Genomic DNA, 25,516 nt, shown 5'->3' on the forward strand with positions numbered 1-25,516 from the left:
AATCGCCCTAGCCTGCCGCCATGCGTATTCTTCACCACTGGCCGCTCGATCCGGCGTCCCGCGCTGCGCGCCTCGCCCTGGCCGAGAAGGGGCTCGATGTCGATCTGGAAGAGGCCCGGCCGTGGTTGCGGGCCGAGCCGCTGTTCCGGCTGAATCCGGCCGGCGGCCTGCCCGTGCTGGAAGACAATGGTGCGACCATTGCCGAGGTCGCGCCGGTGCTCGAATATCTCGAAGAAGCCTATCCCGGCCAGCCGCTGATGCCGCGCGGGGCGGTGGAGCGCGCCGAGGTCAGGCGGCTGATCGGCTGGTTCGACGGCAAGTATAATGGCGAGGTCAACGCCTATCTGTTGCACGAAAAGCTGGAAAAGCGGGCGCAATCGCTCGGCGCGCCCGACCCGCAGGCGATCCGCGACGGGCGCGACCATCTGCGCTGGCACATGGATTACCTGTCCGGCCTCTTAGACGAGCGCGAAGGTCTGGCCGGCCCGCGCTTCACGCTGGCCGACATCATCGCCGCGGCACACCTGTCCTGCGCGGATTATCTGGGCGACGTGCCGTTTGACGAGTTCGCGCCGGTGAAGAACTGGTATGCGCGGATCAAGTGCCGGCCGGCTTTCCGCGGCTTGCTGGCCGACCGTTTGCCGGGCCTGCCGCCGGCCAAGCATTATGACGATCTCGACTTCTAAATCGCGGTTTGCCGCCCTGGCACAGGGCCTCGGCTTCGAGGCCGTGCGGGTCTGCCGCGCCGATGAAGCCTGGGACGCCGCCGGGCGGCTGGAGGCCTTCGTCGAGGCCGGCCGTCACGGCACGATGGGCTGGATGGAAACGACGCTGGAGCGCCGCAAGCAGCCCACCAATATGTGGCCGGAGGCGAAATCCGCACTGGTCGTGGCCATGAATTACGGGCCGGACTCGGATCCGCTCGAAGACCTGAAGGCGAAGTCGACCGGCAATATCTCCGTCTATGCCCGCCATCGCGACTATCACGACGTGATGAAGGGCCGGCTGAAACAGCTGGCCCAGGCCTTCGCGCGCGAGACCGGCGCGGAGGTGAAGGTGTTTGTCGACACCGCGCCGCTGATGGAAAAGCCGTTGGCGGAGAAGGCGGGGCTCGGCTGGCAGGGCAAGCACACCAATCTGGTGTCGCGCGCGCACGGCTCCTGGCTATTCCTGGGTGTGATGCTGACCACGGCGGCGCTAGAGGCCGATGCGCCGGGGCAGGATCATTGCGGCGCGTGCCGGGCCTGTCTCGACATCTGCCCGACGGATGCGTTTCCGGCGCCCTACCAGCTCGATGCGCGGCGCTGCATTTCCTACCTCACCATCGAACATGCCGGCCCGATCCCGGAGGAATTTCGCAAGGCCATGGGCAACCGCATCTATGGCTGCGACGACTGCCTCGCCATCTGCCCGTGGAACAAGTTCGCGAAGACGTCGGCGGAGGCCAAGCTGCAGGCCCGCGAGGATCTGAAACGGCCACCATTGGCCGAGCTGTTGACGCTGGACGATGCGGGGTTCCGGAGACTGTTTTCGGGCTCGCCGATCAAGCGGATCGGCCGCAACCGCTTTGTCCGGAACTGCCTGATCGCGGCGGGAAATTCAGGCGATGCGGCCTTGCGGCCGCTGGTCGAGGGGCTGCGCTCCGATCCCGATCCCGTGGTCGCCGAGGCGGCCGACTGGGCGGCGGGTGAGTTGGGGGTCGCGACGGATTGATGTGGGGCTCAGCGATTGAAGAGCGTCCAGAAAACCCGTCTTGCTCCGGCTTGACCGGAGCATCTCCAAGGTCATCCGTCTTCATGAGACCCTCCGGTTAAACCGGAGGGAGGCGGTATCTTCTTTGAGGTTTTCAGTTTCGTCATCCCGGGGTGAGCGTCAGCGAGAACCCGGGACCCATGCCGTATCGTCACCGTTCCGGAATGGGTCCCGGATCAGGCTAAAGCCTGTCCGGGATGACGAAGACGGAAACAGTTTCCCTTCACCTCGAAAGCCGGCCATTGGCTGGCCGCCTTCCTCTTCCCTCTCCCCTTTGAAAGGGGAGAGGGAGGGGCGCGAAATCGCCTTGCGATGAGCGACCGGGTGAGGGGTTCTACGTCCCGCGCACCCAAATAGCCTTCCATTCCCTTGCCGAGATGGTTTTCGGCGCCGGTTTTTCAAGTCAAGGGCGCGAAAGCGCCGCTTCGCGGTCTTCCCTCCCCATCAAGGGGAGGGGAAAACATGCCAACATCGCCAACACTTTCCCCTCCCCCTTGTGGGGAGGGGTAGGGGTGGGGGAAACATAATTCTCGTGCTAAGGTTGCGTATGATCAGCTGTGCCCAACGCCTCCGCAATTCCATGACCGACCATGAGCGTCTGATCTGGTACGCATTGCGCGGCTGGCGGGAGCAGGGATTCCACTTCCGGCGGCAGGCGCCGATTGGCAGGTACATCGTCGATTTCGTTTGCCACAGATACCGGCTCGTGATCGAGATCGACGGTGGTCAGCATGGATGGAGCCGCAATCGGCTAAAGGACATTAGGCGGGACACCTGGTTGCGCCGTCAGGGCTATGAAGTGCTTCGCGTCTGGAATGTCGATGTCCGAGAGAATCTGGACGGCGTTCTGGAGGGTATTCATGCGGCGGTGTCGGACAGGCGCCGTCGGCAGGAACAGGATACACGTTCGCGCTGACACCCCACCCTGACCGCTTCGCGGTCTTCCCTCCCCATCAAGGGGAGGGGAAAACATGCCAACATCGCCAACACTTTCCCCTCCCCCTTGTGGGGAGGGGAAATACTCTGTCGTTGCCGTTCCGGAATGAGTCCCGGATCGCTGACGCGTCCGGGATGGCGAAGGCTCCAATCAGGACTCCGCCGCGTCTTCGATGGCGTGCATGTCCGCGTCGGAGAGGCCGAAATGGTGGCCGATCTCGTGCACCAGGACATGGGCGATGAGGAATTTCAGCGAGACGTCGCCGCGATCGGCCCATTCGGCGAGGATCGGCTTGCGGTAGAGCCAGACCTGGTCCGGGAAGGCGACCGGATCGCCGACCGATTTCTGGGTCAGATCGACGCCGTGATAGAGGCCGGACAATTGATAGGGATCGGTCATGCCGAAATGATCGAGCGTCTCACGGTCGGCAAAGTCGGCGACGCGGATCGAGAGATTGCCGCACATATTGCGGAAGCCCGGCGGAAGATCGTTGAACGCCTCTTCGGCGAGGCCGGCGAACTGATCGATATCGGGGAGGTGGCGCATCGCTCTTAAATGGTCACAGAGGAGATGAAATCCAGAGCCCGCCTTGATTTCGGAACACAAGTGGAACATTGTGCCCGGCATGGACCCGCACGCGCTGGCCTCGAACGATAATCCGTCGATCGACGACGCCCGCCTCCTGGCGCGCGGCGCGGCGCGGCTGCTCTATGATATGGGGTATACGGCGATTCCGGAGTTTTCCTTGAGGACCGGCCGCCGGGCGGATTTGTTCGCGCTCGGTCCGAAGGGCGAAATGACGGTCGTCGAGATCAAGTCGGGCATGGCCGATTTTCGTGCCGATACGAAATGGATGGAATATTGGGGCTGGTGCGACCGGCTGTATTTCGCGGTCTCCGACCGGTTTCCCCATACCGTCATTCCCGAGCAGGCCGGGCTGATCGTGGCGGACGGGTTCGGCGCGGCCATCGTGCGCGAAAGCCCGCACGATCCGATCAACGCAGCGCGGCGCAAATCGGTGATGCTGCGGTTCGCGCGCACGGCTGCGGAACGGCTGGGCCGCGTGGGCGAACTTTAGCGCGGGGCGCGCTTGGCGAGGATGCGCTGCAGGGTCCGGCGGTGCATGTTGAGCCGGCGGGCGGTTTCCGAGACATTGTGATCGCACAGTTCGAAAACCCGCTGGATGTGTTCCCAGCGGATGCGATCGGCCGACATCGGATTGTCCGGCGGCGCCGGCTTGTCGCCGGGCGACAAAAGCGCTTTCACCACATCGTCGGCGTCGGCCGGCTTGGCGAGATAGTCGATGGCCCCGGATTTCACGGCCGCGACCGCGGTTGCGATATTGCCATAGCCGGTGAGCATGACGGCGCGGCAATCGTCGCGCGAAGCATGGAGAGCCCGGACCACGTCGAGCCCGTCGCCATCTTCCAGGCGGAGATCGACCACGGCAAAGGCCGGCGGATTGCCGCGCGCGATTTCCATCGCTTCGCTGACGGTGCCGACGGCGGAGACAATGAAACCGCGACTGGTCATGGCGCGGCCCAAACGGGTGCGAAACGGCGCGTCGTCGTCGACAATCAGAAGTGATTTGTCGTCCGGCAGATCAAGGTCGGTTTCGGTCATGCTTTCGGCTCATTTCCCTCTTTCACGCTTATTTTATTTAGTCCGGTTCCGGGACGGCTTCCACCCGGTTTCGCGGCCAGCTCACGCGGACCAGCGCGCCGCCGAGTTCGCCGCCATTGGCAAAGCGGGCCGAACCGCCCAGGCGTTCGATCATGGTGATGGCAATGAAGGTGCCGAGACCGAGGCCGCCGCCAACCTCGCCATTGCGGCTGGAAATATAGGGTTCGCCGATCCGGCCGAGCACATCGGGGGCAAAGCCGCGCCCGTCATCATTCAGCGTGATGGTCAGCTCGTTCTGGGTCCAGCCGGCCTCGATAACGACCCGGCCTCTCGCGAATTCCACTGCATTTTCGACAAGATTGCCGAGGCCGTAGAGCCATTCCGGCTGACGGCCGAGGACCGGCGGCGGTTCATCGCCCTCGAGGCGGATGGTGATGGACGCGCCCAGACCGCGCAGCGGGCCGCAGATCTCGTCGAGTGCGTCTTTCAAGGCGATGCGGTCATGCATCTTGTCGTGCGCTTCGCGCTGGGCCGACAGGCGGGTGAGGATTTCGCGGCAGCGCAAGGATTGCGAGACCAGCAGACCGGCGTCTTCCTTGAGCGGACCGTCGCCGATCTCGCGAGCCATTTCCTTAGCGGTCAGCTGGATGGTGGCGAGCGGCGTACCCAGTTCATGGGCCGCCGCGGCGGCCAGCGATCCGACGGCGGAGAGCTTTTGCTCGCGGGCGAGAATGGCTTGCGTGGCGGCCAAGGCCGCGCCCATGCGCTTGGCTTCGCGGCCGATACGCCAGGCGTAGGCGGCCGTAAAGGCAACGGCGATCACAAAGGCCGCTCCGAGCCCGGCGACGTAGAGCGGCGGCAGGTCGAGCTGTTCGCCGGCGCGCCAGGGCAGGGGCAGGGCGAATACCGCCATGGCGGCCATGCCGATCAGTCCGACGCCGGCAAGACCGAGCGCGTAACGCGGCGGCAGCGCCGCGACACCAATCGTGACCGGCGCCACCATCATGACCACGAAAGGGTTCTCCAGGCCGCCGGTCAGCATCAGCAGAAGGGCAAGCTGGAAGACGTCGAATCCGAGCTGGACAAAGGCTTCATGGTGCGAGGCGAGCTTCTGGATGTCGCGTGTCGCGATCAGGGCGATGTTGAGGAAGGCGCTGGCGGCGACGACCAGTCCGCACAGAGCGAGGGGCAGTTCGAAACCGAGAACGAGGCTGACAAACAGCAATGTGCTGCCCTGGCCGAGGACGGCGAGCCAGCGCAGGACGATCAGCGTGCGCAGGCGGATCCGGCCGAAGAAGGGGGCGACGCCGGGTGGCGGTGCGTCCTGGGTCAAATCATAGGCGGTCTGCATGATTTGACCTATATCCGCATTGTCCCCGGATCGGCCAGAAGATTGCACTTCGCTGCATTGCACAATGACGGTATCGGGGCCATGGTCTGCAACGCCATTTCTTGGAGTCGTGTTTGAAACAGGGTCAAGGACTACCGATCTGGGTCTTGCCGCTGGCCGCCGGTCTTGGCGCGCTGGTTCTGGTTTTTGCCATTCTGATGGTGCTCGATGCCCGGCCGCAGCCGACAAGCGGCGAGGTGACCTCCTCGGGGCGGGCGGATATTGGCGGCCCGTTCACGCTGGTCGATGAGACCGGGACAACTGTCACCGAAGCCGATTTCCTCGGCCGGCCCATGCTCATCTATTTCGGGTTCACTTACTGCCCGGACATCTGCCCGTTCTCGCTGCAAGTCATTGCTGCCGCGCTCGACGAATTGCCGGATGAACAGCGCGCCGAGTTCCAGCCGATGCTGATCACGGTGGATCCCGAGCGGGATACGCCTGAACAATTGGCGCTCTACGTGTCCAGCGACGCCTTCCCGGACAATCTGACCGGCCTGACGGGAACGCCGGAACAGATCGCCGCCGTCGCGTCGGAATACCGCGTCATCTATCGCCGCGTGCTGGAAGAGGGCGCACCGGAAGACACTTACACAATGGACCATACCTCGCTGATCTATCTGATGGACCGGCAGGGCGAGTTTCATTCGGTCTATGCGCATGGCACGCCGCCCGGGCAGCTGGCCCGGCGATTACAAGACTTCCTTGAGGAAAACCCCGGATAGTCCCGCGGACGCAATAAGGATTATTTCATGCTCTACAGCATGTTCGAAATCTCGAGACTGGCGCTGACGCCCTGGCGGGCGGCGGCCAATGCGACCCGCCGGACGCTGCGCGCGCCGTGGAATCCGGTGGGCGATACGCTGGCCGGGCGCGCCATGGCGGCGGGCGCCGACCTGTTCGAATCGATGACCCGCAAATACGGCAAGCCGGAATGGGACCTCAAGGCCACGGAAATCGACGGCAAAACGGTGCCCGTGACCCCGGCGGCCGTGTGGTCATCGCCCTGGTGCGATCTCGTGCATTTCCGCCGCGACGGCGCGCCGAAAGGCCAGCCCAAGGTTCTGTTCGTGGCTCCAATGTCCGGCCATTTTGCTACGCTGTTGCGCGGGACGGTGCGGACCTTCCTGCCGGACAGCGAGGTCTACATCACCGACTGGGTCGATGCGTCGATGGTGCCGCTCAATGAGCGCCGGTTCGACCTCAACGACTATATCGATCATGTCGCCGACATGATCCGGGCGATCGGCGAGGACGTGCATGTGGTCGCGGTTTGCCAACCCGGACCGCCGACGCTGGCGGCGATCTCGCTGATGGCCGAGGACAAGGATCCGCTGCGGCCGGCCTCCATGACCTTCATGGGATCGCCGATCGATGCGCGCCTGTCGCCGACGGTTCCCAACAAGCTGGCCGAAGAAAAGCCGTTCGAATGGTTTGAGAACAATGCCATTCATACCGTTCCTGCGCCCTATCCAGGGGCGCTGCGCCGGGTCTATCCCGGCTTCCTCCAATTGTCCGGCTTCATGCAGATGAACTGGGAACGCCATGTCGACGCGCACTGGCAGTTCTTCAATCATCTGGTCGATGGCGATGGTGACAATGCCGACAAGCACCGCACCTTTTACGATGAGTATCTCGCCGTCATGGACCTGACCGAGGAATTCTATCTTCAGACCATCCGGGACGTCTTCCAGGAGCACAAATTGCCGCGCGGCCTGCTCGAGCACCGCGGACGCATCGTCGATCCGGCCGCGATCACCGATATCGCGCTGATGACGGTTGAAGGCGAGAATGACGACATTTCCGGTATCGGCCAGACGCAGGCGGCTCACGACCTTTGCCGCAACCTGCCGGCCGGTCTCCAGCTGGACTGGATCCAGCCGAAAGTCGGCCATTATGGTGTGTTCAATGGCAGCCGCTTCGAACGCGATATCGCGCCGCGGATGAAGGCGTTCATGGTGGAAAAAGGCCGGAAAGCCTAGTCGCGCGCCGGGGCTAACAGGGCAAATGTCCAGCCCCCGAACGCGCCGCCGAGCGCCATCACGACAAGTCCCCAGAGATCGCGCGCCGCGGCGATCGGCGTGATCCCGACGCCGAGGACGGACTGGTAGTAAACCTCGATCGCGGTGACCATGACGGCGATGGTTGCAAAGCCGGCGAGCCCGTAGCCGACAGTGCGCAAGCCTCCGAGCCAGCGGGAGATGAGCGCCGCGGCAGGCAATGCGACAAGAAAGCCGATCGCTGTCAGTGCCACGATGGTGGGGGCGAATCCCGTCAGATCGGCCAGCATGGCTTCATTGCGCACCGCGAACGGAATGTCTGCACCGGCGCCCGCGAGGTAGAGCAGGACAACTTGTGTCGACAACAGCGTGGTTGCGATCCCGCCAATCAGAGCGGCAATCACGTAAGCCAAGATGGTTCTGATCCAGCGTGCCATTTGATATTTCCGTCCCCGACCTATCTATTCAAACTAGCGCAATACAGGAGGAGTGACAGCATGTGGTTTCGAGCGGCACTTTGCAGCCTGGCTGTGACGGTTCCGGCGGTAGCCCAGGAAGGCATCGCCAACACGCCCTTCAGCGGCGAGATCGAAGAGGTCGCGACCGGCCTCGACCGGCCCTGGGCGATCGCCTTCCTGCCCGATGGTGACCTGCTGGTGACCGAGCGATCGGGCCAGTTGCGCCTGATTGCCGGCGGCGTCTTGCAGGCGGAGCCGGTGTCCGGCCTGCCCGACATTCCGGTGACCCGCCAAGGGGGGCTGCTGGACGTCGCCCTGCATCCGGAATTTGCCGGCAATGGCGTGATTTATCTGACCCATGCGTCGGGCGAGGCGTCCGACAGCCGCCTGTCGGTGACGCGCGCGGTCTATGCTGACGGTGCGCTCACCGATGTCGACACCCTTTTCACGACGAATATCGGCAATGATACGGGCGGCCATTATGGTGGCCGCCTGACGTTTTTGCCGGACGGCACTTTCGTGTTCGGATTCGGCGAAGGCTTCGATTATCGCGAACAGGCACAGGATCCCTCAAACCACTATGGAACGATCATCCGGCTCAATGCCGACGGATCGGTCCCCGCCGACAATCCGGACATCGAGAATGGTGCGCCGGGCGTCTACTCGTACGGGCACCGTAACCCGCAAGGCTTGTTGTACGATGCCGAGAGCGGCCGCATCTACCAGCACGAGCACGGTCCGCGTGGCGGAGACGAGATCAACATCATCGAGCCGGGCATCAATTATGGCTGGCCGATCGCGACTTATGGCGTGGATTATTCCGGCGCCATAATCAGCCCGTACGAGACGTATGAAGGCACGCGTCAGCCCTTGCTATACTGGGATCGCTCGATCGCCCCGGCGGGTATGACACTCCATCGCGGCACGATGTTTCCGGAATGGAATGGCGATTTGCTGATTGCGGCCTTGCGGCCCGGAGATGCCGAAACGCAGTCCGGGCATCTGCGCGTTGTGGATCTTGACGAAGACGGCCAGCCCGCCGGCCAGAGTGTTTATCTCGGCGAGCGCGGGCAGCGGGTGCGGGATGTCCGCACCGCGCCGGACGGCAGCGTCTACGTGCTCACCGACCAGGGCGCGGTGCTGCGGCTGTCGCGTTAATTTTCGTCTTCCGGCGGAATTGCGGATATTGAAATCCCGGCGGCCGCGTAGTCGACAGACCCTGACGCGGCTTCCTCCACCAGGTCGCCGACACTGATCGGCTGGTCCGGCGCGATGCGCAATTCCAGCGTTCCGCCTTCGGCAACAAAGCTGGTCATCGCGGTGGAAAATTCGGCGAGGAGCTCGCGCGGAATTTCCGCCGGAGCGCCGAGTGTCGCCAGAGCGATCATGCCGCCGGCCTGCATGCGCAGATTTTCCTTCGGCACGCCCTGCACGGCCGAGCCGGCTGTCAAGGCGCGATCCAGCAGGGACAGGTCTTCCAGGCGGAATAGGAAATTGTTCAGCATCAACGGGCGGAGCATGTCGTACATGATGTCCGGCTCGACCTCGTCCATCGCCGGATTGACCTGCAAGGCGGCCATCGAATAGGCGAGCAGTCCCGACATGTCGCTTTCGACCTCGACGCGGAACCCGTCGCGCATTTCGAAATAATTGTCGTCCGTCGTGTAAGCCCGGTCCTCGTCGCGCTCGTACACGGAAGCTCCGGCGGCGACGAATTCGAGCTGCTGATACCCCATCATGCCGAGGCCCAGAGCGAGCTGTGCACCGAACGGATAATTCGTGTCCGGCGCGATGATGAGCGGGGTCATCTCGCTCTCATAGACCAGTTCATTACGGTCTTCCCGCGTGCTGGCGGTCAGCGAGTCTAGCGTCACAATGATGCCGCCGACATTGGCATCGAGCCCGCGAATGGTGGCGTTCTCATAGCCATTGAGCGGGTCGAAATCCTCCGGAATTTCCGGGATATCGGCGGTGATGTCCTCGTTCGGCACATCGGCCGAGAATGACGCCCCGGCCAACGCCATCTGCGCCGTGAACGGATAGGTGATGGCTTCGCCAATATTGTCGGCCGAAATTTCCGCGAGGCTGATGCGGACCAGGCCCGCCTCCTCGTTGCGGCCTTCAATCAGAAGGTTGCTGAGCTCGAAACGGCCAATTGAATAGTCCGCGAGGTCTTCGATCGCGAACCGGTCGAAGGATGCGGTGAAGGGCTCGGCTTCGTTTCTGCCGACCAGGCGGAAACCCTCGATGGCTAGCAGCCCGTAGGTCCAGCTGCCTTCGTCAACGTCGGCATCAACAATTGAATCGCCGGAAAAGCCCTGAGCGAATGCGCGCGCCATCTCCCAATTCGGACGCTCGACCAGGAATCGGTCAATTGCTCCGTCGCCTTCGCCGTCCGGGTCCGAGACGGTGATGTCTCGGATGTCCAGCTGGTCGAAAATGACATTGCCGTTGGCGTCAAATCGCGGCGCAGCCAGCGTCATCACTTCAGCAAGCGCCACTTCGGGTTCGGCCTCAAGGCCATTCATCTCGCGTGTGGCCGCATCTTCGTCGTCATCGAGTTGGAATACAACGCCGGTGAAGGTGTAGACGCCATCCTCAAAGCTGCGGCTGTCCCAGCTGACCGTGCCCTCGCCCGATTCGGCAAGGTGCAACGCCGCCAGGGCGCTGGCCGCCGTTTCTTCGTCGACGTCGGTCGTGGCGAATCCGTTCTCACCGGTATCCGCGCCGCAAGCCGCCAATACGAGGGCAGAGGCGGTGATGATCAAGGCGTGTTTCATGGAGGATCCTTGGCTGAGTATCTGTCACGGCCATTGAAACCGCTTGGCACACTGTCTGCCAGAGAAAAGTGACGCTGGTAAGGCTAGCCGCCGAGGCCTATCCGCGAAAGCAGCGATGAGATCGGATCGCGCGATTCCCGCGGCTCCTGAGCGACCTCTTCGGGTTCCTGCCATTGCGCCGCGACGGCCGCTTCCGGCGGTGCTTCCGACATGAAGGCGCGGAATATCGCGGCCGGCGGACCGGACCCCGCAGCACGGTCCGTCGGTGAGAAATCGTCATTGCCGACCCAAACCGCCGCCGTCAGCCCGCCCGTATAGCCGGCAATCCAGGCATCGCGATTGTCGTTGGTGGTGCCGGTTTTGGCCCCCGTCAGCGTGCCGGGAACGGCGGCAAACCGGGCTGTCCCACTGCGCGCTGTCGTTTCGAGCAATTGGCGCATCCAGGACAGGGTCCGCTGATCCATGACCGTTTCGGCCGGCGGCGCTTCGCGCTCCCAGAGCCGCTCGCCGTCAACGGTTTCGATGCGGACGATGGCGTGGCCATAAGCGCGCCGTCCGCCATTCGCGAACGCGGCAAAGGCGGTGGCCAGTTCGACGGGTGTGACCTCGAACGAGCCGAGCGCCATGGAGCGGTCGACCCGGATCTCGCTCTCGATCCCAAGGCGGCGGGCGAGCTGGGCGATATAACCATGCCCGGTTTCCTCGGCGATGCGGGCCGCAACGACATTTGAGGAGCGCGAGAAAGCGGTTTCCAGCGTCATCGGGCCGGAATATTCGCCATTGTAGTTTTGCGGTGACCAGTTGCCCCAGGCGACCGGCAAATCATTGCGCACATCGGTGGGCCGCAAACCGCCCTCAAAAGCGGCAGCATAAACGAATGCCTTGAACGCCGAGCCCGGCTGGCGCTGAGACAGCACCGCCCGGTTATACGGGCTCGTCGCATAGTCGATGCCGCCGACCATTGCGCGGATGGCGCCGTCGCCGGACAAGGCCACCAGCGCGGCCTGGTCGGCCCCCATGGCGCGGTCAGGGTCCGTCATGATCTGCCGGACGGCGTCCTCGGCCGCCCGCTGGGCATCGATATCCAGCGTTGTATGGATGACGATGTCAGCTTCCCGGTCGCCGGCAAGTTCGCGCGCTTCTGCCTCAATCCAGTCTATGAAATAGCCCGAGCCTGGCGTTGAGGCGGCGCGCGCGATTCGAACCGGCGTCTGGGCCGCTTCGATACGTTCGTCCTCGCTGATCCGCCCGGTTTCATACATCAGGTCGAGCACAACGGTGGCGCGGGCCGCCGCGCGATCGAGATCGGTGGCGGGAGAATATCGGGAGGGGGCTTTCAGAAGCCCCGCCAGCAGCGCGGCCTCGCCGAGCGAGACATTGCGGGCCGAGCGGCCGAAATAGCGCTGGGCGGCTGCCTCGACGCCATAGGCGCCGGCGCCGAAGTAAACGCGATCGAGATAAAGGGCGAGGATCTCGTCCTTGGTGAAGGCCTGTTCGAGCTGCCAGGCGAGCACCATTTCCTGAATCTTGCGGACAAAGGTGCGGTCCGGGGTCAGGAACAGGTTCTTGGCGAGCTGCTGGGTGATGGTCGATCCGCCTTGGACCACGCGGCCCGCGCGCACATTGGCCCAGATGGCGCGCGCAATGCCGCGCAGATCGATACCGGAATGGCTGAAGAAGCGGCGGTCTTCCACGGCGAGCACGGCATCGACGAGATAGGGCGGCAGGTCCGCGACGCTCAGGCTCGCGCCGTGGCTGGCGCCCCGGCGTGCGATGACGCGGTTGTCCCGGTCAAGATAGACCTCGCCGCCGAGCCGCGGCTGGGCCAGCTCGATATCCGAGACGTTCGGCAAATCGCGCGTGATGGCGATAAAAAGCGCGGCCAGCACAAAAAAGCCGATCAGGGCGAGGGAGAGAGTGGCGCGCATCCACGTAAATCGCGGCTTACCGCCGCCGGGCGGCTGGCGGCGCGGTGATGGCGAGGACTGGCGCTTGCGCCAGGGTGCGGGCGGCGTAGGGCGGCTCAAATGCGGATCCTTTCCCGGGTCGAGAGACGCAGGTATCCGGAAAAAGCTTGATCGCCTGACGGCGTTAAGGCGGCGTGAATGTGGCGAATCTTCATGGCGCTCACTTGCCAATCGCGACCGTGTGTTTCACGATTTCCCAACCTCCGCCAAGCCGGGGGGCGGGAGGGGCAATCATGTTGAAGCGTATTGGCGTTCTGATGCTGGCCTGTGCCGGCGCGCTGGCCGTGTCGGGCTGTATCACGCCTTATGAAGGTCGGCCGTCGACCTGCGAAGGCGGCGGGCCGAGCGATCCGAACTGGCCGTATTGCACCGGCTGACACCGGGTGTGCGATGAATGCGTGCTGAAGCCGACTTTCAGCTCCGGCTCACGCGCCATGATGTTGGCTGTGTTGACCGTAAGGGGAGGCCAACATGACCCATATTCCTGGAGATCTGCAGCTTGTTCTCGTTTCCGCCCTGGCGGCGTTGATTGTCGGCGGCGGGGTTCGCGTGTTCGGGGCGCGCTGGTTGCTTATGGCGATCTGGCATGCGGGCGGTGCCGCAATCCGCCGGCGCGGCGTGTTCACGCTGCTGCTGGGCGCGACCGCATCGGCTGGACTGGCGGCCGTCCAGGCGGCCGGTCTGTAGCCGCTGCACCCGGATGAACCGCCGGGACGTGCGGATCGCGCTCGCTTTGAGCCGTGCCGGATTATTCCCCGGCTTCGTCAGCGTGAATGAACTCAAACCCGATTGCTCCGCCGCCATAGCTGCCATTCAGATAATGCTCGGCGCGGTCGTTGAACCAGTCGGTCAGATGTTCGAACAGCAGGTTGAAAAAGTCCTGCAATCTTTCCTCGCTGACCGGCAGGCGGAAAGCGAAATCTCGGCCGCCGAGGATCGACACGTCGAGGTCGGGTCCCTGTTTCTCCGCGGAGACAACGAGCCGGATCCAGTCGCCGGTGTAGGATACGCGAACCGCAAGGCCGAAATTGATGGCGCTGAGCGGAAGAAAGCCACCACCGCTGACCGAGAAGGCGCCGGAGCCGTAATCGGCTGGCGAGAAGGGCCCCTCCGGCGGCACCAGGTATACACATTTCTTTTTGTCGCCGAGATAGCGGCAAAAACCCGTGGCCACGCGCTCGGCCAGTGAACGCACCAGGGTATAGTTGTCGAAACTGGCCTCGCCATAGCGGGCGGCCGCCTTGGCCAGAGCGTCAAAACGTGTGGCGGTGCTCATCACCGTCTCCCTTTTGTTACAGGTTCAGGCTAGCGTGCCGGACGGTCGAAGGGGAGAGGCGAATGACGCGCTGGTTGGTGATGGCAGGATTGGTCGGAGTAGCGGCCTGCTCGCAGGCGCCGGAATGGAACACGCTGTCGGGCGAGGCGCCACTGGTGATCGCGCATCGCGGGGCGAGCGGCGAACGCCCGGAACATACCATCGAAGCCTATGCATTAGCGCTCGATCAGGGGGCCGATGTGATCGAGCCGGATCTGGTGGTGACGGGGGACGGGGTGCTGATCGCCCGCCACGACGCCTATCTGTCGACAACGACCGACATTGCCAGCCGGCGCGAATTCGCGGACCGGCGGCGGGAGTTGTTCGGCCGGAATGACTGGTGGGTGATGGATTTCACCGCCGACGAAATCGCGAGCTTGCGGGCGATCCAGCCTTTCGACAATCGGGACCCGTCCTATGACGGCCAGTTCGCGATCCCGACCTTCGAACAGGTTCTCGACTTCGTCGCCGAGCGCGAGGCGGTGTGCGGTTGCCGCATCCCGATCGAACCGGAAGTCAAACACCCGGAAGAGTTCGCGGCGGCGGGGCTCGACCCGCTGCCGATCCTGAACCAGATCCTGCTTGACCATGGCCTATTTTCCGAGGACGCGCCGGTGGTTGTCCAGTCTTTCGATGCCGGTTTTCTGATCCGGATGAATGCGGTCGCGCCGGTGCGGCTGGCCATGCTGTACTCATCGCCGGACGAAGAGGGCGGCAATATGAATGGTTATCCGCTGGATGCGGTCGCGCAGTTCGCCGACGGGCTCGGTGCCAACAAGGCGCTGTTGCTGAACCCGGACGGGTCGTCGACGGGTTTGCTGGAGCAGGCGCACGCGCTGGGTCTCGAAGTGCATGCCTGGACCGTGCGCGACGACCGGACGCCGCTGGTCGGCGATAGTGTCGAGGATGAATTACGGGCGCTTTATGCGCTGGGCGTCGATGCGGTGTTCACGGATTTTCCGCCGACCGCCGTGCGGGTGCGCGACGAGATGTCAGGCCTGTAACGGCTTTCCGGCGTCCATTCCGGCGGGCGGTAGAGGCAGGCGAGCTTGTCGGTCCAGCGATGACAGGCGCGCATTTTCTGCCAAAGCCAGCCGAATCCGGCCGGGATGATCACGAGCGGATTGTTCGATGTGACGGGTTCGATGACGCCGTAGTCGGGCTCCTCGCCTTCCGGCTCATAAGTGCCCAGCCATTTGTCCCATAGGATCAGAACCTGCCCGTAATTCTTGTCGATATATTGCGGGTTACGGCCATGGTGGACACGATGGTTTGACGGCGTGGCGAGAATATTCTCCAGCTAGCCCAGTTTTCCGACGAGCGGTGTGTGATTGAAAATACCCCACAGATTTTTGAAGATCGTCACGATGACGATGACCTCGACCGGGATGCCGAGCAGGGCCCAGGGATAGATAAAAAAGGGCTGCAGCGGATCGCCGAAGGGGAATCCGCGCGAAGCCGTGGTCAGGTTTATTTTTTCCGACGAATGGTGCGGGTGATGGATGGCCCAGAAGAATCCCGTCCGGTGCCCGATCCGGTGAGCGAGATAATAAGCCAGGTCGTGGGCGATGAAGGCGGCAATCCATGTCCACCAAACGAAGCCGGGCGACATCAGGCGGAATTCGGCGTGGAGCCACGCATAAAGGGCGATCGGGACAATCGCCAAAATGGCCATCGAGATCAGGCTGGACAGGACGGACGTAAAAAAGCTGCCGCGCGCGTCGGCCGTGTCATAGCGATGCCGCGTCTGAAAGGCATAGGCGATGCGTTCAGCGGCGATCATTGTCAGGTACAGACCGAATAGCAGCCAAAAGCCGCTGGGCCCGGCCATGAAATCAATGAACGGGTTCGACGTCTCCAGCATCCCCTCCCACGACACTTTAGGGCCTTGCCGCCGGTCCGAAACCAGCTTACTGACTGATCAGTATGTCAGCGAATAAAAAAGTCCAGCCCCTTCCATCGAGGGCGGCCCGGAAGGCCAGAACGCGCGGCGCCATTCTCGAAGCTGCCGCTGACGTGTTTGCGGGCCGCGGCTATGATGGCGGGTCGCTTCCCGATATCGCGCAGCGGGCCGGCGTCAATGTTCCGCTGATCGTCTATCATTTCGGATCGAAGCGTGAGTTGTGGCAAGCTGCCGTCGACCACGTCTATGCGCGCTTCCAGACCTGCCAGGAGGAGGGGCTAAAGGCCGCCGCCGGATTGTCCGGGCGGGCCTTCTTCCGGGCCGTCATCCGGGCCAGCCTGCGCGCGCTAGTGGCCGAGCCCCGCTATATGCGGATCCTGTTCCAGGAAAGTGTGGCCGCATCGCCGAGGCTGACCTGGCTGGTCGAGACCCACCAGCGGCAAATGAGCGATCAGACGATTGCCCTGATCGAGGCGGCGCAGGCTGAAGGCCTGATCGCGAAAGGCGATCCGGCCCATCTCAAATATCTGGTCTCCGGAGCGCTATCCTTGCCGATCACCTTTGCGCCCGAATACGAGGTGCTGACAGGCCGCTCGCCTCTGACCCCGGATGCGCTCGAAGATCACATCGATTTGTGCATGGCGATCCTGTTTCGCGGCGCAGAATAAGAAAACGGCCGCCGGTTGCCCGGCGGCCGCGTCTTCGTCGATGACGATGTCGTGATTACTCTGCGTATTGCAGGTTCACAGCCTTCGGACCCTTGCCGCGCTTGTCCGGCTCGGTGTCGAAGGTGACCTTCTGGCCGTCTTCCAGACCCGGCAGGCCGGAAGCGTTGACTGCCGAGATGTGAACGAACACATCCGAACCGCCCTCTTCCGGGGTGATGAAGCCGAAGCCTTTGGAGTGGTTGAAGAATTTGACCGTACCTGTGGCCATGATAGAGGACCTTCCTCGAGAGGCACGCGCGTCCGCGGCCGTCGCAAAGTGTTCCTCCGGCGTCCCGGGGAACCATGCACTTGCTGTATCGGGGAAAGTCGGAAGTCTTACGTGCCTGATGGCTCAGGTATGCAAATAAAACAGTCTTGTATTTCCGCCGGGCCTGAACAGGCCGCCCGTGCCCGTGCTATATGCCCGAAAAAGGCAATGCACGCAATGAGCGAAAAGAGACGGTGACCAGCCCATGCCGAATGACACCAAAAACATGACCCGTCACGACGTCCTGCAATACGGCATTTCGGGCGCCGCACTGCTGTTCTCGGCGTTGGCGCTGTTGATCGCGATCATGGAACTCCGGGCGGCCCGCGATCAGCTCAATGCCGATGTCTGGCCCTATCTTCAGGTCGGGATCTCGCCTTCGGCCAGCGGCTTGGAGATCGTGTTCTCCAATCGCGGGATGGGACCGGCGGTCGTCCGGCGGGCGGTCATCGAGGACGGGGATGGCGGTGTCGCGATCGATCTCGCTTCGCCCAATTCCGCGCAATGGCGCCCTTTCTTTCCGAGCGGCTCGGACGTTGAGCTGAGCGCGACCTGGACGCAGGGCCGGGCCATCTCTCCCGACGAAGATGTCACCGTGATCGAAATCCGGGCTACACCTGACGATGGCGTGGAGCGGGAAAATGTGGTGTCGGCGCGTGACCTGCTGGAGATGATCACCCGTCACCCGGTGGAGGTCTGCTTCTGCTCGATCACCGGCGATTGCTGGTCGGAGCGCTCGGATTCCCTGGCCGGGCCCGAAGCCGTGCCCGTGTGTGAACCCGTGCGTCAGGACGACGAATGAACCGGCGCCGCGGATTCCTGGAGCGCCATCACCGTTCGCAGGCGCGCCGGCGCCAGCAATCGCGCGACGGGATGCAGCCGGCGACGATGATGCGGCTGGCCGGGCTGGTCGCCGCGGTGCTTATCGGGCTGGCTGTCTTCGTCGGTTTCGATGCCGAGCGCCTGGAAGGCAGCTGGGTCCAACAGTTTGCCAGCCTCGACGGGCTGACGCGGCCGGCCCTGTTCGGGGGGTCGGTTCTGGAGATTGCCGCGATCATTGCGATCGCCATCTATGCGGGCTGGGCGTTGTGGCGGACCCGGCGCCGCCAGTCCGATGATCCGCCGGACGACGAGTCCTCATTGCGCTGACGGGATTTCCTGCGTCCGCCCGCGCGAATGGCCGGTGGCCGCATGTCCAGCAGCAGGATGAGGATCAGCATCACCGCATTCAAAACGAGGCCGAGAAGAATCCAGACATTCATGCGGTCAGCCTTAATCGGCTGGGCCAGGGCCGGATAGGGGGATTGGCAAGCGCCTAATTCGGGGCAACGGGATCGTTGGAGGAGGGGTTGAGCCGGTTGCCTTCCGGGCGTGCCGGTTTCGCCTTGGCGCGGGACAAGGGGCGCATGTCGGCGGCCACGACGGCGATGAATGCCACGAACAACAGGACAAACACGCCCAGGGCGATCAGGAAATTCATCAACATGGCTGCGGTCTCCTTCCTGCTGTGAGGCAATGGCCACGGAAATAGAACGGCTGGCGCGTCGAAAGGTTCAATGACCGGCGCGGGCGCGGCAGCGCATTTTCGGGCTGGAAACCACACCTGCCCTCTCCCTATATGCGGCGGGACGGTATAGACCGGCCGCACCGGTCCGGACGAGGAAGGCAATCATCATGGGTTTGAGAGTCGCGGTATTCGGCGCTACGGGCGCTGTCGGCAAGGAAATGCTGACCATTCTGGATGAGCGCCTGTTTCCAGCCGACGAAGTGCACGCGCTGGCCACCCGCAAATCGCTGGGCGTCGAGGTGTCGTATGGCGACCGCGATCTGAAGGTGAAAGACGCCGCGACCTTCGATTTTTCCAAGGTCGATCTGGTCCTAATGTCGGCGGGTGCCGAAGCGTCACGCGAATGGGCGCCGAAGATTACCGCGGCCGGCGCGATGGTGGTCGACAATTCGTCCGCCTGGCGGATGGACGAGGCCGTGCCGCTGGTGGTGCCGGAAGTCAATCCCCAGGCGCTCGACCAGGCCAAGGGCAAGCGGATTGTCGCCAATCCGAATTGCTCGACCATCCAGATGATGGTGGCGTTCAAGCCGCTGCACGATCTCGCCGGTATCAAGCGCGCTTCGGTCTCGACCTATCAATCGGTTTCCGGCGCCGGCCATGCGGCGATGGACGAGTTGTGGACCCAGACGCGCGGCATTTTCGTCAACGATCCGGTCGAGAAGAACGAATTTTCGAAACAGATCGCCTTCAATGTCATTCCGCGCATTGGCGATCTTCTGAAAGGCGGCGTGACCGCCGAAGAACAGAAAATGGTCGACGAGACGAAAAAGATTCTCGACCCGTCCATCCGTGTGGCTGCGACCTGTGTGCGGGTGCCGGTCTTCGTCGGTCACGGCATTGCGGCGCATGTCGAGTTCGAAAAGCCGGTCTCGGCCAAGGAGGCGCGCGATCTGCTGCGCGAGTCGCCGGGCCTGATGCTGGTCGATAATCGCGAGGAGGACGGGTTCGTAACGCCGGTCGAAAGCGTCGGCGAGTTTGCCGTTTTCGTATCGCGTGTGCGCGAGGATCCGAGCGTTGAAAACGGGCTGGCGATGTGGATCGTGGCCGACAATCTGCGCAAGGGGGCGGCATTGAATGCCGTGCAGATCGCCGAGACGCTGAACAATCGCGGCCTGATCGGCTGAAACAGGCCGCGCGAATTCGTGACCGCCGAAGCGCAATAATCGGGTCGCGCCGGGAGCTTTGGTTTCTTAAATGGCCGTCTGAACGAAAGGCGGTCAGCGCATGACATCCTCTTCCGCGTCTCCCGCGCGGGCCGGCCTGGCGGCCGTGTCCGGCTATACGATCTGGGGGCTGTCGCCGATCTTCTACAAGCTGCTGGGTTTTGCCGCAGCGTCGGAGATCGTGCTGCACCGCGCCATCTGGTCCGTACCAACGCTGGCGCTGGTGATCTGGCTGGCACGCAGCTGGCCGCAGGTGGCCGGCGTGTTGACGCGGCCCAAGACGCTGGGTCTGCTCCTTCTGTCGGCCATCCTGATTGCTGGAAACTGGTGGCTCTTCATCTATGCGGTGAACACCGACCGCGTGCTGGAAGTTTCGCTCGGCTATTACATCAATCCGCTGATGAATGTGGCGGTGGGGATTCTCGTCTTCCGCGAGAGTTTCGGACGCTGGCGCGCCGCCGCGGTGGTGCTGGCGGCCATCGGCGTGATCAACCAGATTCTGACGGTCGGGACGTTGCCGGTGATCGCGTTGGCGCTGGCCGGGAGCTTCACCCTCTATGCCTATATCCGCAAGACGATCGCGGTTGACGGGCGGGTCGGGCTGTTCGTCGAGACGCTGATCCTGTTTTTGCCGTCGTTGATCGCACTCTCCTTCATCGAAGTGTCGACGGGCGGGCATTTCCTCGACGGGCCCTGGCCAGCCCTCCTGCTGATCCTGTCCGGGCCGATGACCGTGGCGCCTCTTCTGCTGTTCATCATCGGCGCGCGCGGATTGCATTTCGCGACCGTGGGCCTGCTGCAATTCATCGCCCCGACGCTTCAGTTCGCGGTCGGTGTCGCCTATGGCGAACCCTTCTCGGCCGCGCACGCGGTGACATTCGGCTTTATCTGGGCGGGGCTGGCATGCTTTGCTGTGTCGATGATCCGCCGCAGAAAGGCCGCGCCCGCATGAGTTTGCCCGATCCCGTCCGCCTGACATCCCACGACATCGAGCTGGCCGTGCGGCTGGGCGGTCCCGAGGACGGGGTGCCGCTGCTCCTCGTCCATGGCTGGCCGGAGCTGTCCTATTCCTGGAAGCCAGTCTGGCACCATCTGGTCAATGCCGGTTTCCGCGTCATCGCGCCGGACCTCAAAGGCTTCGGCGACAGCGATGCGCCGGACGATCCGGACCTCTACGGCATCGACGAGATGACCGCCGACCTCACCGGTCTCCTCGATACGCTGGGGATCGAAAAAGCCGTGTGGTGCGGGCATGACTGGGGTGGCATCATCATGTGGCAGGCCGCCTGCCTGGTGCCGGAGCGCTTCCTGGGCGCGATCGGGGTGAACACGCCGCACCTGCCGCGGCCGTCGACACCGCCCTCGGAGGCCTTCAAGGCGATGGGCGGCGAGGATCATTACATTTTGCAATTCCAGGATCCGGAGACGGTGCGCGCGGCGTTCGAAGGCCAGGAAGATGCCTTCTTCAATTACATCTTTGCCGCGCCGCCCCCGCCGGAATTGCTGGATCAGCTCTTCCCCGGCGTCACGCATATCGTCAAGAATTTCGCCAGGCATCCGGGCCGGCCGGAGAGCGAGCTCGTCGTCGGGGCCGAGGACCGTGCGATCTACGCAAAGGCCTATGCGAAGACGGGCGCGGTTACGCCGACCCATGTCTACCGCAATTTCGACCGCAATTGGGAGCGCATGGGCGGGGTGGACCACCGCCTGTCCATCCCCTGCCTGATGATCGCCGCGGACGCCGATTTCATGCTGCCGCCCATGCTGATGCAATGGATGCCGGCGCTGTGTTCGGACCTGGAATCGCACGTGCTGGAAGGCTGCGGTCACTGGACGATGTGGGAGCGCCCGGACGAGCTCGCGGCGTTTATCGAGGAGTGGGTGACGCGGCGATTTGGGTGATCTGCGTGGCTTGAGACTCTCCCCCTTTCCTCCCCCGTTTACGGGGGAGGTGTCAGCGGAGCTGACGGAGGGGGCAAGCCCCCCTCGGCCCTTCGGGCCACTCCCCCCGCAAGCAGGGGGAGAAAAAACGCACGGTTAGTTGGTTACAAACACCCATAGACCGCTTCGATCAGCTTTACCGCGCGGGGATCGCCGGCGAGGACTTCGCGCAGGCGGTTCGGCGTGAAACTTCCCGAGATGTGGCGCACCGGGTCGGCGAAACCGCAGGACCCGCCCAGCCCGTAATGGCCGATGGCTTGCGGTTCGGGACCATAGTGGCGGCTGTCGCGATTGCGCATGACGCCAATGCCGAACGACAGATCGAAGGGCAGGACGCGGTCTTCGCCGGCGACCTGCTCGGTCATAATTTCTTTGACAGTGTTTTCCAACAGGAGCTGTTCGCCGCCGAGCTTTCCCCCATTGGCGAAGACGCCCATCAGCGTGGCGATCGCCGTCGCGCTGCCATGTCCGTTGGCGGCGGGGAATTCGGCGCAGCGCCAGGCGTCCGCGCCGCGGCGGCCCGGGCTCGACCAGGGTTTGAGGAAGGCCAATGCCTTGATGTCGTTGATCTTGCCGAGGAAGGGCGGTTTCGGCGGCAGCTTGTGCTCGGCGATGCGGGCGTGCTCGCTTTCCGGCGTGCTGACGAAAAAGTCGATACCGCGCGGACCGGCGACCTCGTCCTTGAGGATTTCGCCAATCGTGCGCCCGTCGGTTCGCCGGGCAATGGCATCGGCAATAAAGCCAAAGGTTATCGGATGATAGCCCGTCCCCTTGCCGAGCGGCCAGAGCGGGGCCTGGGCGGCGAGCTTGTCCTCGATCGCTTCGCGGTCGAACCAGCTGGTCGCCTCCATCTCCTCGGAAAGGCCGGACAATCCCGCCTGGTGGGAGAGCGCCTGGGCGATCGTGACCTCGGCTTTTCCCGATTGCGCGAAGGCCGGCCAGTGGTCGGAAACGCGGTCACTGAACCTGAACTGACCCTGATCCTGAAGCCATCCCATGACCAGGGCTGTGATGGCTTTTCCGGTCGAGAACACCGGAACGATGGTGTCGTCCGACCATTCCGCCTCATGGCGCGGCGTGGTCCAGCCGCCGCGGAGGTCGATCACGCGCTCGCCCCCGATCTCGACCGCGAAGGCCGCACCGATCTCGTCCGTGCCGTCCCAGAGCGTGGAAAAAACATCCCGGACCGGTTCGAAACCGGCGGCGGTATGGCCGTTGATGGACGGTGTCTGTGTCATGGTGTGGAGCTACGCTTTCAGCGGCTGCAAATCAATCACCGCTTCGGCATGCAGCTTATGCCGGCGGGCGGAAATGTCGGGCAGTTCGAAGGCGTTCCAGTCGCGGGCTTTGAGCGCGGCATCCAGTGTATGACGTACCGCGGTCTCGAAGGCGTCGCCGGGGGCGGTGCCGAGGATCAGTTCGCCGAGCAATTCTCCGGCGAACAGATCACCCGTGCCGTTGGGAACCGTTTCCAGCTCCGCATGGGCGGCGAGCGCGGCATGGCCGCTGGCATGGTAAGCGGTGCCGAAGCGGTCGCCGAACCGTGCCGAGGTCATGAAGGTGACGGGCGCGGCCCGGTTGGCGGCGGACAGAAAGCCGGCCGGGCTGTCGACCGGTTGGCCGGCCAGCCAACCGAGCTCGAACGCGTTCGGCGTGATGATGTCGGCCAGCGGCACGAGCTGATCGCGGACGGCGTTGGCGACCCTGTCATCGACATAGAGCGCACCCCGATCGCCGATGATCGGATCGATAACGATGAGCGGCCGCTCGCTGAAGGCTTTTGCATCGCCCCGCCGGCGCGGCGCTTTGCGGATTTCCGCAATCGCGGCGGCAGCGATCTCGACCTGCCCGGCGCTGGCGAAGTAGCCGGTCAGGACCGCATCGAAGAGGCCGAACAGGCCGTGCGCGGCAAGGCCTTCCAGCATCGCGCCGAATTGTTCGTCGGGCACCGGGCCACCGCCCGGCTTCCCATGGCCGGGATGGCGTCCCATCAGCACGGTCGGGCAGAAGGAGGTGTCGATGCCTCGGGCTTCCAGGGCCGCCGCGCTGACGCGGCCCCCGACCCGGCTGCCGGCGACAAGGGAAGACAGAATCAGGACGTGCGGCATGTGGTCATGTTACCGGCGCGGCAAAGGCTGAACAGAGCCCTGCTTGAGGCTGCGCGCTGGCAGGGGGTCATCCGGCGTCAAGCGTGAATCGCCATTTTCAGGCCGCGGGCATCATAGGGCGGGTTTTCGGGCAGGGTGAGATGTTGTCCGTTCGCGATGCGCTGGGCGACCACCGCGCAGATCGCCGCGTCGACCAGATCGTCCGGCGCAGCCTGGGTGTTCGGATAGGCGTGCGGATCGATGACGGAAACGGGAAAGTCCATCTTGCGCAGAGCGGTGAGCCGCGCCGCGCGGCCTTCGGCGGTCCGCTTGCGTTCCAGAATCGGCCCCCGGTTGAGTACGGCGAACGCGGTCTCTGGATGGGTTTCATGAATGGCGGGGCCCAGGGAGGAGGCCATGAAAGCGTCGACTTCGCGCATTTTCGGAAACAGGTTGAAGGATTGCCGCGACAGACCCGGTCCGCCCTCCTTGGCGTTGATGCGGCATGCCTCCTCATAGCTCGCTGCGCCAAGCGCTTCGCGGCTGGGCGCGGAAAAAACCGAGGAGGTCTTGCCTTTCAGACGGGTGCGCGCTTCGCGTTCGCACTGACGGCCGCCCGGCTGGGCGCGTTCGGGAAAGCCGATGGGCATGTCTATCGCGATGACGTCCGGCCGGTCGGGCTCCAGCAAAATCTGGTCGAGCCGCGCAAAGACTTGATGGCGCGGCGAGGCATGGCCGTGAATGTCATACCAGACCCCGATCCAGCCGCCGCGGCAACCATCGAGGCCCAAGACCCAGCACGGCGATTTCCCGACCCGGTGATGGCGGCGCATGCCTCCGGCGATTGCGGCATCCGGGTGAATCCGACCGGATTTCTGCTGTGGCAATGGCAGCTGCGCATAGTCCCATTCGCGCGACTTCAATATCGCGTCATAGACCATCAGAACGGCATGGTGCAGGGCTACATCGATCGGAGCCCCGGCAACACGGTTGAGCAGGAATTCGGCGGCCAGCATATCGCCCGCCCCCCTCGGCGCCTTGTCGAAGCGCGGATGGGTGCGGAGCCGCATTTCGCCGGAATCCTCATACATCACGCCGATCTCGTCCCCGGCGGGTATCGACGAGACCAGGGCCGGGCGGCCCAGCTTCTGGACCGCGCGGCGTGCCGAATCGGCGTCGGTGACCTCATGGCCGGTCAGCCAGCCCAGTTCGAAGGCATTCGGCGCCACAAAGCTGGCCAATGGCACCAGATGTTTGCGGATGGCGCGGGCGACGGATTCGGCCACGTAGAGGCTGCCGTCATCGCCGATCACCGGATCGACTGCGACAATCGGTTTTCCACCGGCTTCGCGAATCCGCCGGATCGCCGCCGCCGCTATCTCGACCTGAACCGGCGATGCGAAATAGCCGGTCAGAACCGCATCGATATTTTCAAAACAGCCATTCTGCTCGACGCCGTCGAGCATATTGGCAAAAGCCTCGTCGGCGACGGCGGCTCCGCCAGGCGCGCCGAGGCCGGGATGGCGGCCATAGTTGGCCGTCGGGCAAAAGACGGTATCGACGCCCGCGTTTTCGAGGATTGTCGTCGCGACCTTCCCACCCACCCGGCTCGATGCCACATGTGATGACAGGACCAATACGTTCGGCATTCCGCCATG

General features: G+C 63.7%; 29 protein-coding genes. 16 read left to right on the forward strand and 13 right to left on the reverse strand.

The genetic code is table 11. The features are described from left to right. Window positions 1-20: 20 nt before the first annotated feature. From ACO08C_RS08380 to ACO08C_RS08390, 3 genes are all read left to right on the forward strand, one after another. Window positions 21-686 (forward strand): glutathione S-transferase family protein, encoded by a 666-nt coding sequence (locus ACO08C_RS08380; RefSeq protein WP_421784831.1) that lies wholly within the window; start codon window positions 21-23, stop codon window positions 684-686. Continuing rightward, window positions 667-1,713: a tRNA epoxyqueuosine(34) reductase QueG gene (gene queG / locus ACO08C_RS08385; RefSeq protein ID WP_421784833.1), complete on the forward strand. Its 1,047-nt coding sequence runs from the start codon at window positions 667-669 to the stop codon at window positions 1,711-1,713. The genes ACO08C_RS08380 and queG overlap by 20 nt, the downstream gene beginning before the upstream one ends. A gap of 586 nt (window positions 1,714-2,299) precedes the next feature. Continuing rightward, entirely contained in the window at window positions 2,300-2,668 is a 369-nt protein-coding gene (locus tag ACO08C_RS08390; protein WP_421784835.1) for an endonuclease domain-containing protein, read from the forward strand. Window positions 2,669-2,839: 171 nt separating this feature from the next. Here ACO08C_RS08390 and ACO08C_RS08395 read toward each other — a convergent pair whose 3' ends face one another. Beyond that, on the reverse strand, window positions 2,840-3,235 hold the full coding sequence (locus ACO08C_RS08395; RefSeq protein WP_421784837.1) for a metallopeptidase family protein: 396 nt from the start codon (window positions 3,233-3,235) through the stop codon (window positions 2,840-2,842). Between the two features lie 79 nt (window positions 3,236-3,314). On the opposite strand from ACO08C_RS08395, the gene ACO08C_RS08400 reads away from it, so the two are divergent. Beyond that, window positions 3,315-3,767 carry an MmcB family DNA repair protein gene (locus ACO08C_RS08400; protein WP_421788674.1) on the forward strand — a complete coding sequence of 151 codons (453 nt, stop codon included), beginning with the start codon at window positions 3,315-3,317 and terminating at the stop codon, window positions 3,765-3,767. Here ACO08C_RS08400 and ACO08C_RS08405 read toward each other — a convergent pair. Both ACO08C_RS08405 and ACO08C_RS08410 read right to left on the reverse strand, forming a co-directional pair. Beyond that, the gene (locus ACO08C_RS08405; protein ID WP_421784838.1) at window positions 3,764-4,312 is read right to left on the reverse strand and encodes an ActR/PrrA/RegA family redox response regulator transcription factor; all 549 of its coding nucleotides are present in this window, start codon (window positions 4,310-4,312) and stop codon (window positions 3,764-3,766) included. The genes ACO08C_RS08400 and ACO08C_RS08405 overlap by 4 nt on opposite strands. A 37-nt stretch (window positions 4,313-4,349) precedes the next feature. Continuing rightward, window positions 4,350-5,663: an ActS/PrrB/RegB family redox-sensitive histidine kinase gene (locus tag ACO08C_RS08410; protein ID WP_421784840.1), complete on the reverse strand. Its 1,314-nt coding sequence runs from the start codon at window positions 5,661-5,663 to the stop codon at window positions 4,350-4,352. Window positions 5,664-5,776: 113 nt separating this feature from the next. Between ACO08C_RS08410 and ACO08C_RS08415 the strand changes: the two genes are divergently transcribed. Continuing rightward, window positions 5,777-6,427: an SCO family protein gene (locus ACO08C_RS08415; RefSeq protein ID WP_421784841.1), complete on the forward strand. Its 651-nt coding sequence runs from the start codon at window positions 5,777-5,779 to the stop codon at window positions 6,425-6,427. 27 nt (window positions 6,428-6,454) lie between these two features. Then, entirely contained in the window at window positions 6,455-7,684 is a 1,230-nt protein-coding gene (locus tag ACO08C_RS08420; protein ID WP_421784843.1) for a polyhydroxyalkanoate depolymerase, read from the forward strand. On the opposite strand, the gene ACO08C_RS08425 is transcribed toward ACO08C_RS08420, so the two are convergent. Continuing rightward, window positions 7,681-8,139 (reverse strand): hypothetical protein, encoded by a 459-nt coding sequence (locus tag ACO08C_RS08425; protein ID WP_421784844.1) that lies wholly within the window; start codon window positions 8,137-8,139, stop codon window positions 7,681-7,683. The two genes, ACO08C_RS08420 and ACO08C_RS08425, sit on opposite strands and share 4 nt — an antisense overlap. Window positions 8,140-8,199: 60 nt before the next feature. Here ACO08C_RS08425 and ACO08C_RS08430 point away from each other — a divergent pair, with 60 nt between their 5' ends. Beyond that, the gene (locus tag ACO08C_RS08430) at window positions 8,200-9,318 is read left to right on the forward strand and encodes a PQQ-dependent sugar dehydrogenase (RefSeq protein ID WP_421784846.1); all 1,119 of its coding nucleotides are present in this window, start codon (window positions 8,200-8,202) and stop codon (window positions 9,316-9,318) included. On the opposite strand, the gene ACO08C_RS08435 is transcribed toward ACO08C_RS08430, so the two are convergent. Together ACO08C_RS08435 and ACO08C_RS08440 are read right to left on the reverse strand one after the other, a co-directional pair. Beyond that, entirely contained in the window at window positions 9,315-10,940 is a 1,626-nt protein-coding gene (locus ACO08C_RS08435) for a hypothetical protein (protein ID WP_421784847.1), read from the reverse strand. The two genes, ACO08C_RS08430 and ACO08C_RS08435, sit on opposite strands and share 4 nt — an antisense overlap. Before the next feature lie 83 nt (window positions 10,941-11,023). Beyond that, window positions 11,024-12,868, reverse strand: coding sequence for a transglycosylase domain-containing protein (locus ACO08C_RS08440; RefSeq protein ID WP_421784849.1), 1,845 nt, complete (start codon window positions 12,866-12,868; stop codon window positions 11,024-11,026). 272 nt (window positions 12,869-13,140) lie between these two features. Here ACO08C_RS08440 and ACO08C_RS08445 point away from each other — a divergent pair, with 272 nt between their 5' ends. Then, window positions 13,141-13,284, forward strand: a complete 144-nt coding sequence (locus ACO08C_RS08445) for a hypothetical protein (protein WP_421784850.1) — start codon at window positions 13,141-13,143, stop codon at window positions 13,282-13,284. 94 nt (window positions 13,285-13,378) lie between these two features. Then, entirely contained in the window at window positions 13,379-13,594 is a 216-nt protein-coding gene (locus tag ACO08C_RS08450) for a hypothetical protein (protein WP_421784851.1), read from the forward strand. A 61-nt stretch (window positions 13,595-13,655) separates the two neighbouring features. Here the strand turns inward: ACO08C_RS08450 and ACO08C_RS08455 are convergent, their stop codons facing one another. After that, window positions 13,656-14,183: a hypothetical protein gene (locus tag ACO08C_RS08455; RefSeq protein WP_421784852.1), complete on the reverse strand. Its 528-nt coding sequence runs from the start codon at window positions 14,181-14,183 to the stop codon at window positions 13,656-13,658. A 62-nt stretch (window positions 14,184-14,245) separates the two neighbouring features. On the opposite strand from ACO08C_RS08455, the gene ACO08C_RS08460 reads away from it, so the two are divergent. Continuing rightward, a complete protein-coding gene (locus ACO08C_RS08460; protein WP_421784853.1) occupies window positions 14,246-15,226 on the forward strand; it encodes a glycerophosphodiester phosphodiesterase family protein in 981 nt (326 codons plus the stop codon). A 296-nt stretch (window positions 15,227-15,522) separates the two neighbouring features. Here ACO08C_RS08460 and ACO08C_RS08465 read toward each other — a convergent pair whose 3' ends face one another. After that, window positions 15,523-16,086 carry a sterol desaturase family protein gene (locus ACO08C_RS08465; protein ID WP_421784855.1) on the reverse strand — a complete coding sequence of 188 codons (564 nt, stop codon included), beginning with the start codon at window positions 16,084-16,086 and terminating at the stop codon, window positions 15,523-15,525. A gap of 62 nt (window positions 16,087-16,148) precedes the next feature. Here ACO08C_RS08465 and ACO08C_RS08470 point away from each other — a divergent pair, with 62 nt between their 5' ends. Further along, complete coding sequence (locus tag ACO08C_RS08470; RefSeq protein WP_421784857.1) at window positions 16,149-16,793, forward strand: TetR/AcrR family transcriptional regulator; 645 nt, start codon at window positions 16,149-16,151, stop codon at window positions 16,791-16,793. Window positions 16,794-16,848: 55 nt separating this feature from the next. Here ACO08C_RS08470 and ACO08C_RS08475 read toward each other — a convergent pair whose 3' ends face one another. After that, the gene (locus ACO08C_RS08475; protein ID WP_421788676.1) at window positions 16,849-17,064 is read right to left on the reverse strand and encodes a cold-shock protein; all 216 of its coding nucleotides are present in this window, start codon (window positions 17,062-17,064) and stop codon (window positions 16,849-16,851) included. A 262-nt stretch (window positions 17,065-17,326) separates the two neighbouring features. Between ACO08C_RS08475 and ACO08C_RS08480 the strand changes: the two genes are divergently transcribed. Both ACO08C_RS08480 and ACO08C_RS08485 read left to right on the forward strand, forming a co-directional pair. Then, entirely contained in the window at window positions 17,327-17,902 is a 576-nt protein-coding gene (locus ACO08C_RS08480; RefSeq protein WP_421784859.1) for a hypothetical protein, read from the forward strand. After that, complete coding sequence (locus tag ACO08C_RS08485) at window positions 17,899-18,249, forward strand: hypothetical protein (RefSeq protein WP_421784860.1); 351 nt, start codon at window positions 17,899-17,901, stop codon at window positions 18,247-18,249. Before ACO08C_RS08480 ends, ACO08C_RS08485 begins: the two co-directional genes overlap by 4 nt. Before the next feature lie 166 nt (window positions 18,250-18,415). Here the strand turns inward: ACO08C_RS08485 and ACO08C_RS08490 are convergent, their stop codons facing one another. Beyond that, window positions 18,416-18,586, reverse strand: a complete 171-nt coding sequence (locus ACO08C_RS08490) for a hypothetical protein (protein WP_421784862.1) — start codon at window positions 18,584-18,586, stop codon at window positions 18,416-18,418. Between the two features lie 188 nt (window positions 18,587-18,774). Here ACO08C_RS08490 and ACO08C_RS08495 point away from each other — a divergent pair, with 188 nt between their 5' ends. The 3 genes from ACO08C_RS08495 (at window position 18,775) to ACO08C_RS08505 (ending at window position 21,732) form a co-directional block, all read left to right on the forward strand. Further along, window positions 18,775-19,791 (forward strand): aspartate-semialdehyde dehydrogenase, encoded by a 1,017-nt coding sequence (locus tag ACO08C_RS08495; protein ID WP_421784863.1) that lies wholly within the window; start codon window positions 18,775-18,777, stop codon window positions 19,789-19,791. 100 nt (window positions 19,792-19,891) lie between these two features. Next, window positions 19,892-20,782 (forward strand): EamA family transporter RarD, encoded by an 891-nt coding sequence (gene rarD / locus ACO08C_RS08500; protein WP_421784865.1) that lies wholly within the window; start codon window positions 19,892-19,894, stop codon window positions 20,780-20,782. Continuing rightward, window positions 20,779-21,732, forward strand: coding sequence for an alpha/beta fold hydrolase (locus ACO08C_RS08505; RefSeq protein ID WP_421784867.1), 954 nt, complete (start codon window positions 20,779-20,781; stop codon window positions 21,730-21,732). The genes rarD and ACO08C_RS08505 overlap by 4 nt, the downstream gene beginning before the upstream one ends. A gap of 143 nt (window positions 21,733-21,875) precedes the next feature. On the opposite strand, the gene ACO08C_RS08510 is transcribed toward ACO08C_RS08505, so the two are convergent. The 3 genes from ACO08C_RS08510 to ACO08C_RS08520 all read right to left on the reverse strand — a co-directional run bounded on the left by ACO08C_RS08510 (window position 21,876) and on the right by ACO08C_RS08520 (window position 25,507). Continuing rightward, window positions 21,876-23,009, reverse strand: coding sequence for a serine hydrolase domain-containing protein (locus ACO08C_RS08510; protein ID WP_421784869.1), 1,134 nt, complete (start codon window positions 23,007-23,009; stop codon window positions 21,876-21,878). 9 nt (window positions 23,010-23,018) lie between these two features. Further along, window positions 23,019-23,879 (reverse strand): bifunctional hydroxymethylpyrimidine kinase/phosphomethylpyrimidine kinase, encoded by an 861-nt coding sequence (locus ACO08C_RS08515; protein WP_421784871.1) that lies wholly within the window; start codon window positions 23,877-23,879, stop codon window positions 23,019-23,021. 77 nt (window positions 23,880-23,956) lie between these two features. Next, on the reverse strand, window positions 23,957-25,507 hold the full coding sequence (locus ACO08C_RS08520; RefSeq protein WP_421784873.1) for a DUF429 domain-containing protein: 1,551 nt from the start codon (window positions 25,505-25,507) through the stop codon (window positions 23,957-23,959). Between the last annotated feature and the right edge of the window lie 9 nt (window positions 25,508-25,516).

It is taken from the genome of Hyphobacterium sp., assembly GCF_965229905.1.
Taxonomy (GTDB): domain Bacteria; phylum Pseudomonadota; class Alphaproteobacteria; order Caulobacterales; family Maricaulaceae; genus Hyphobacterium.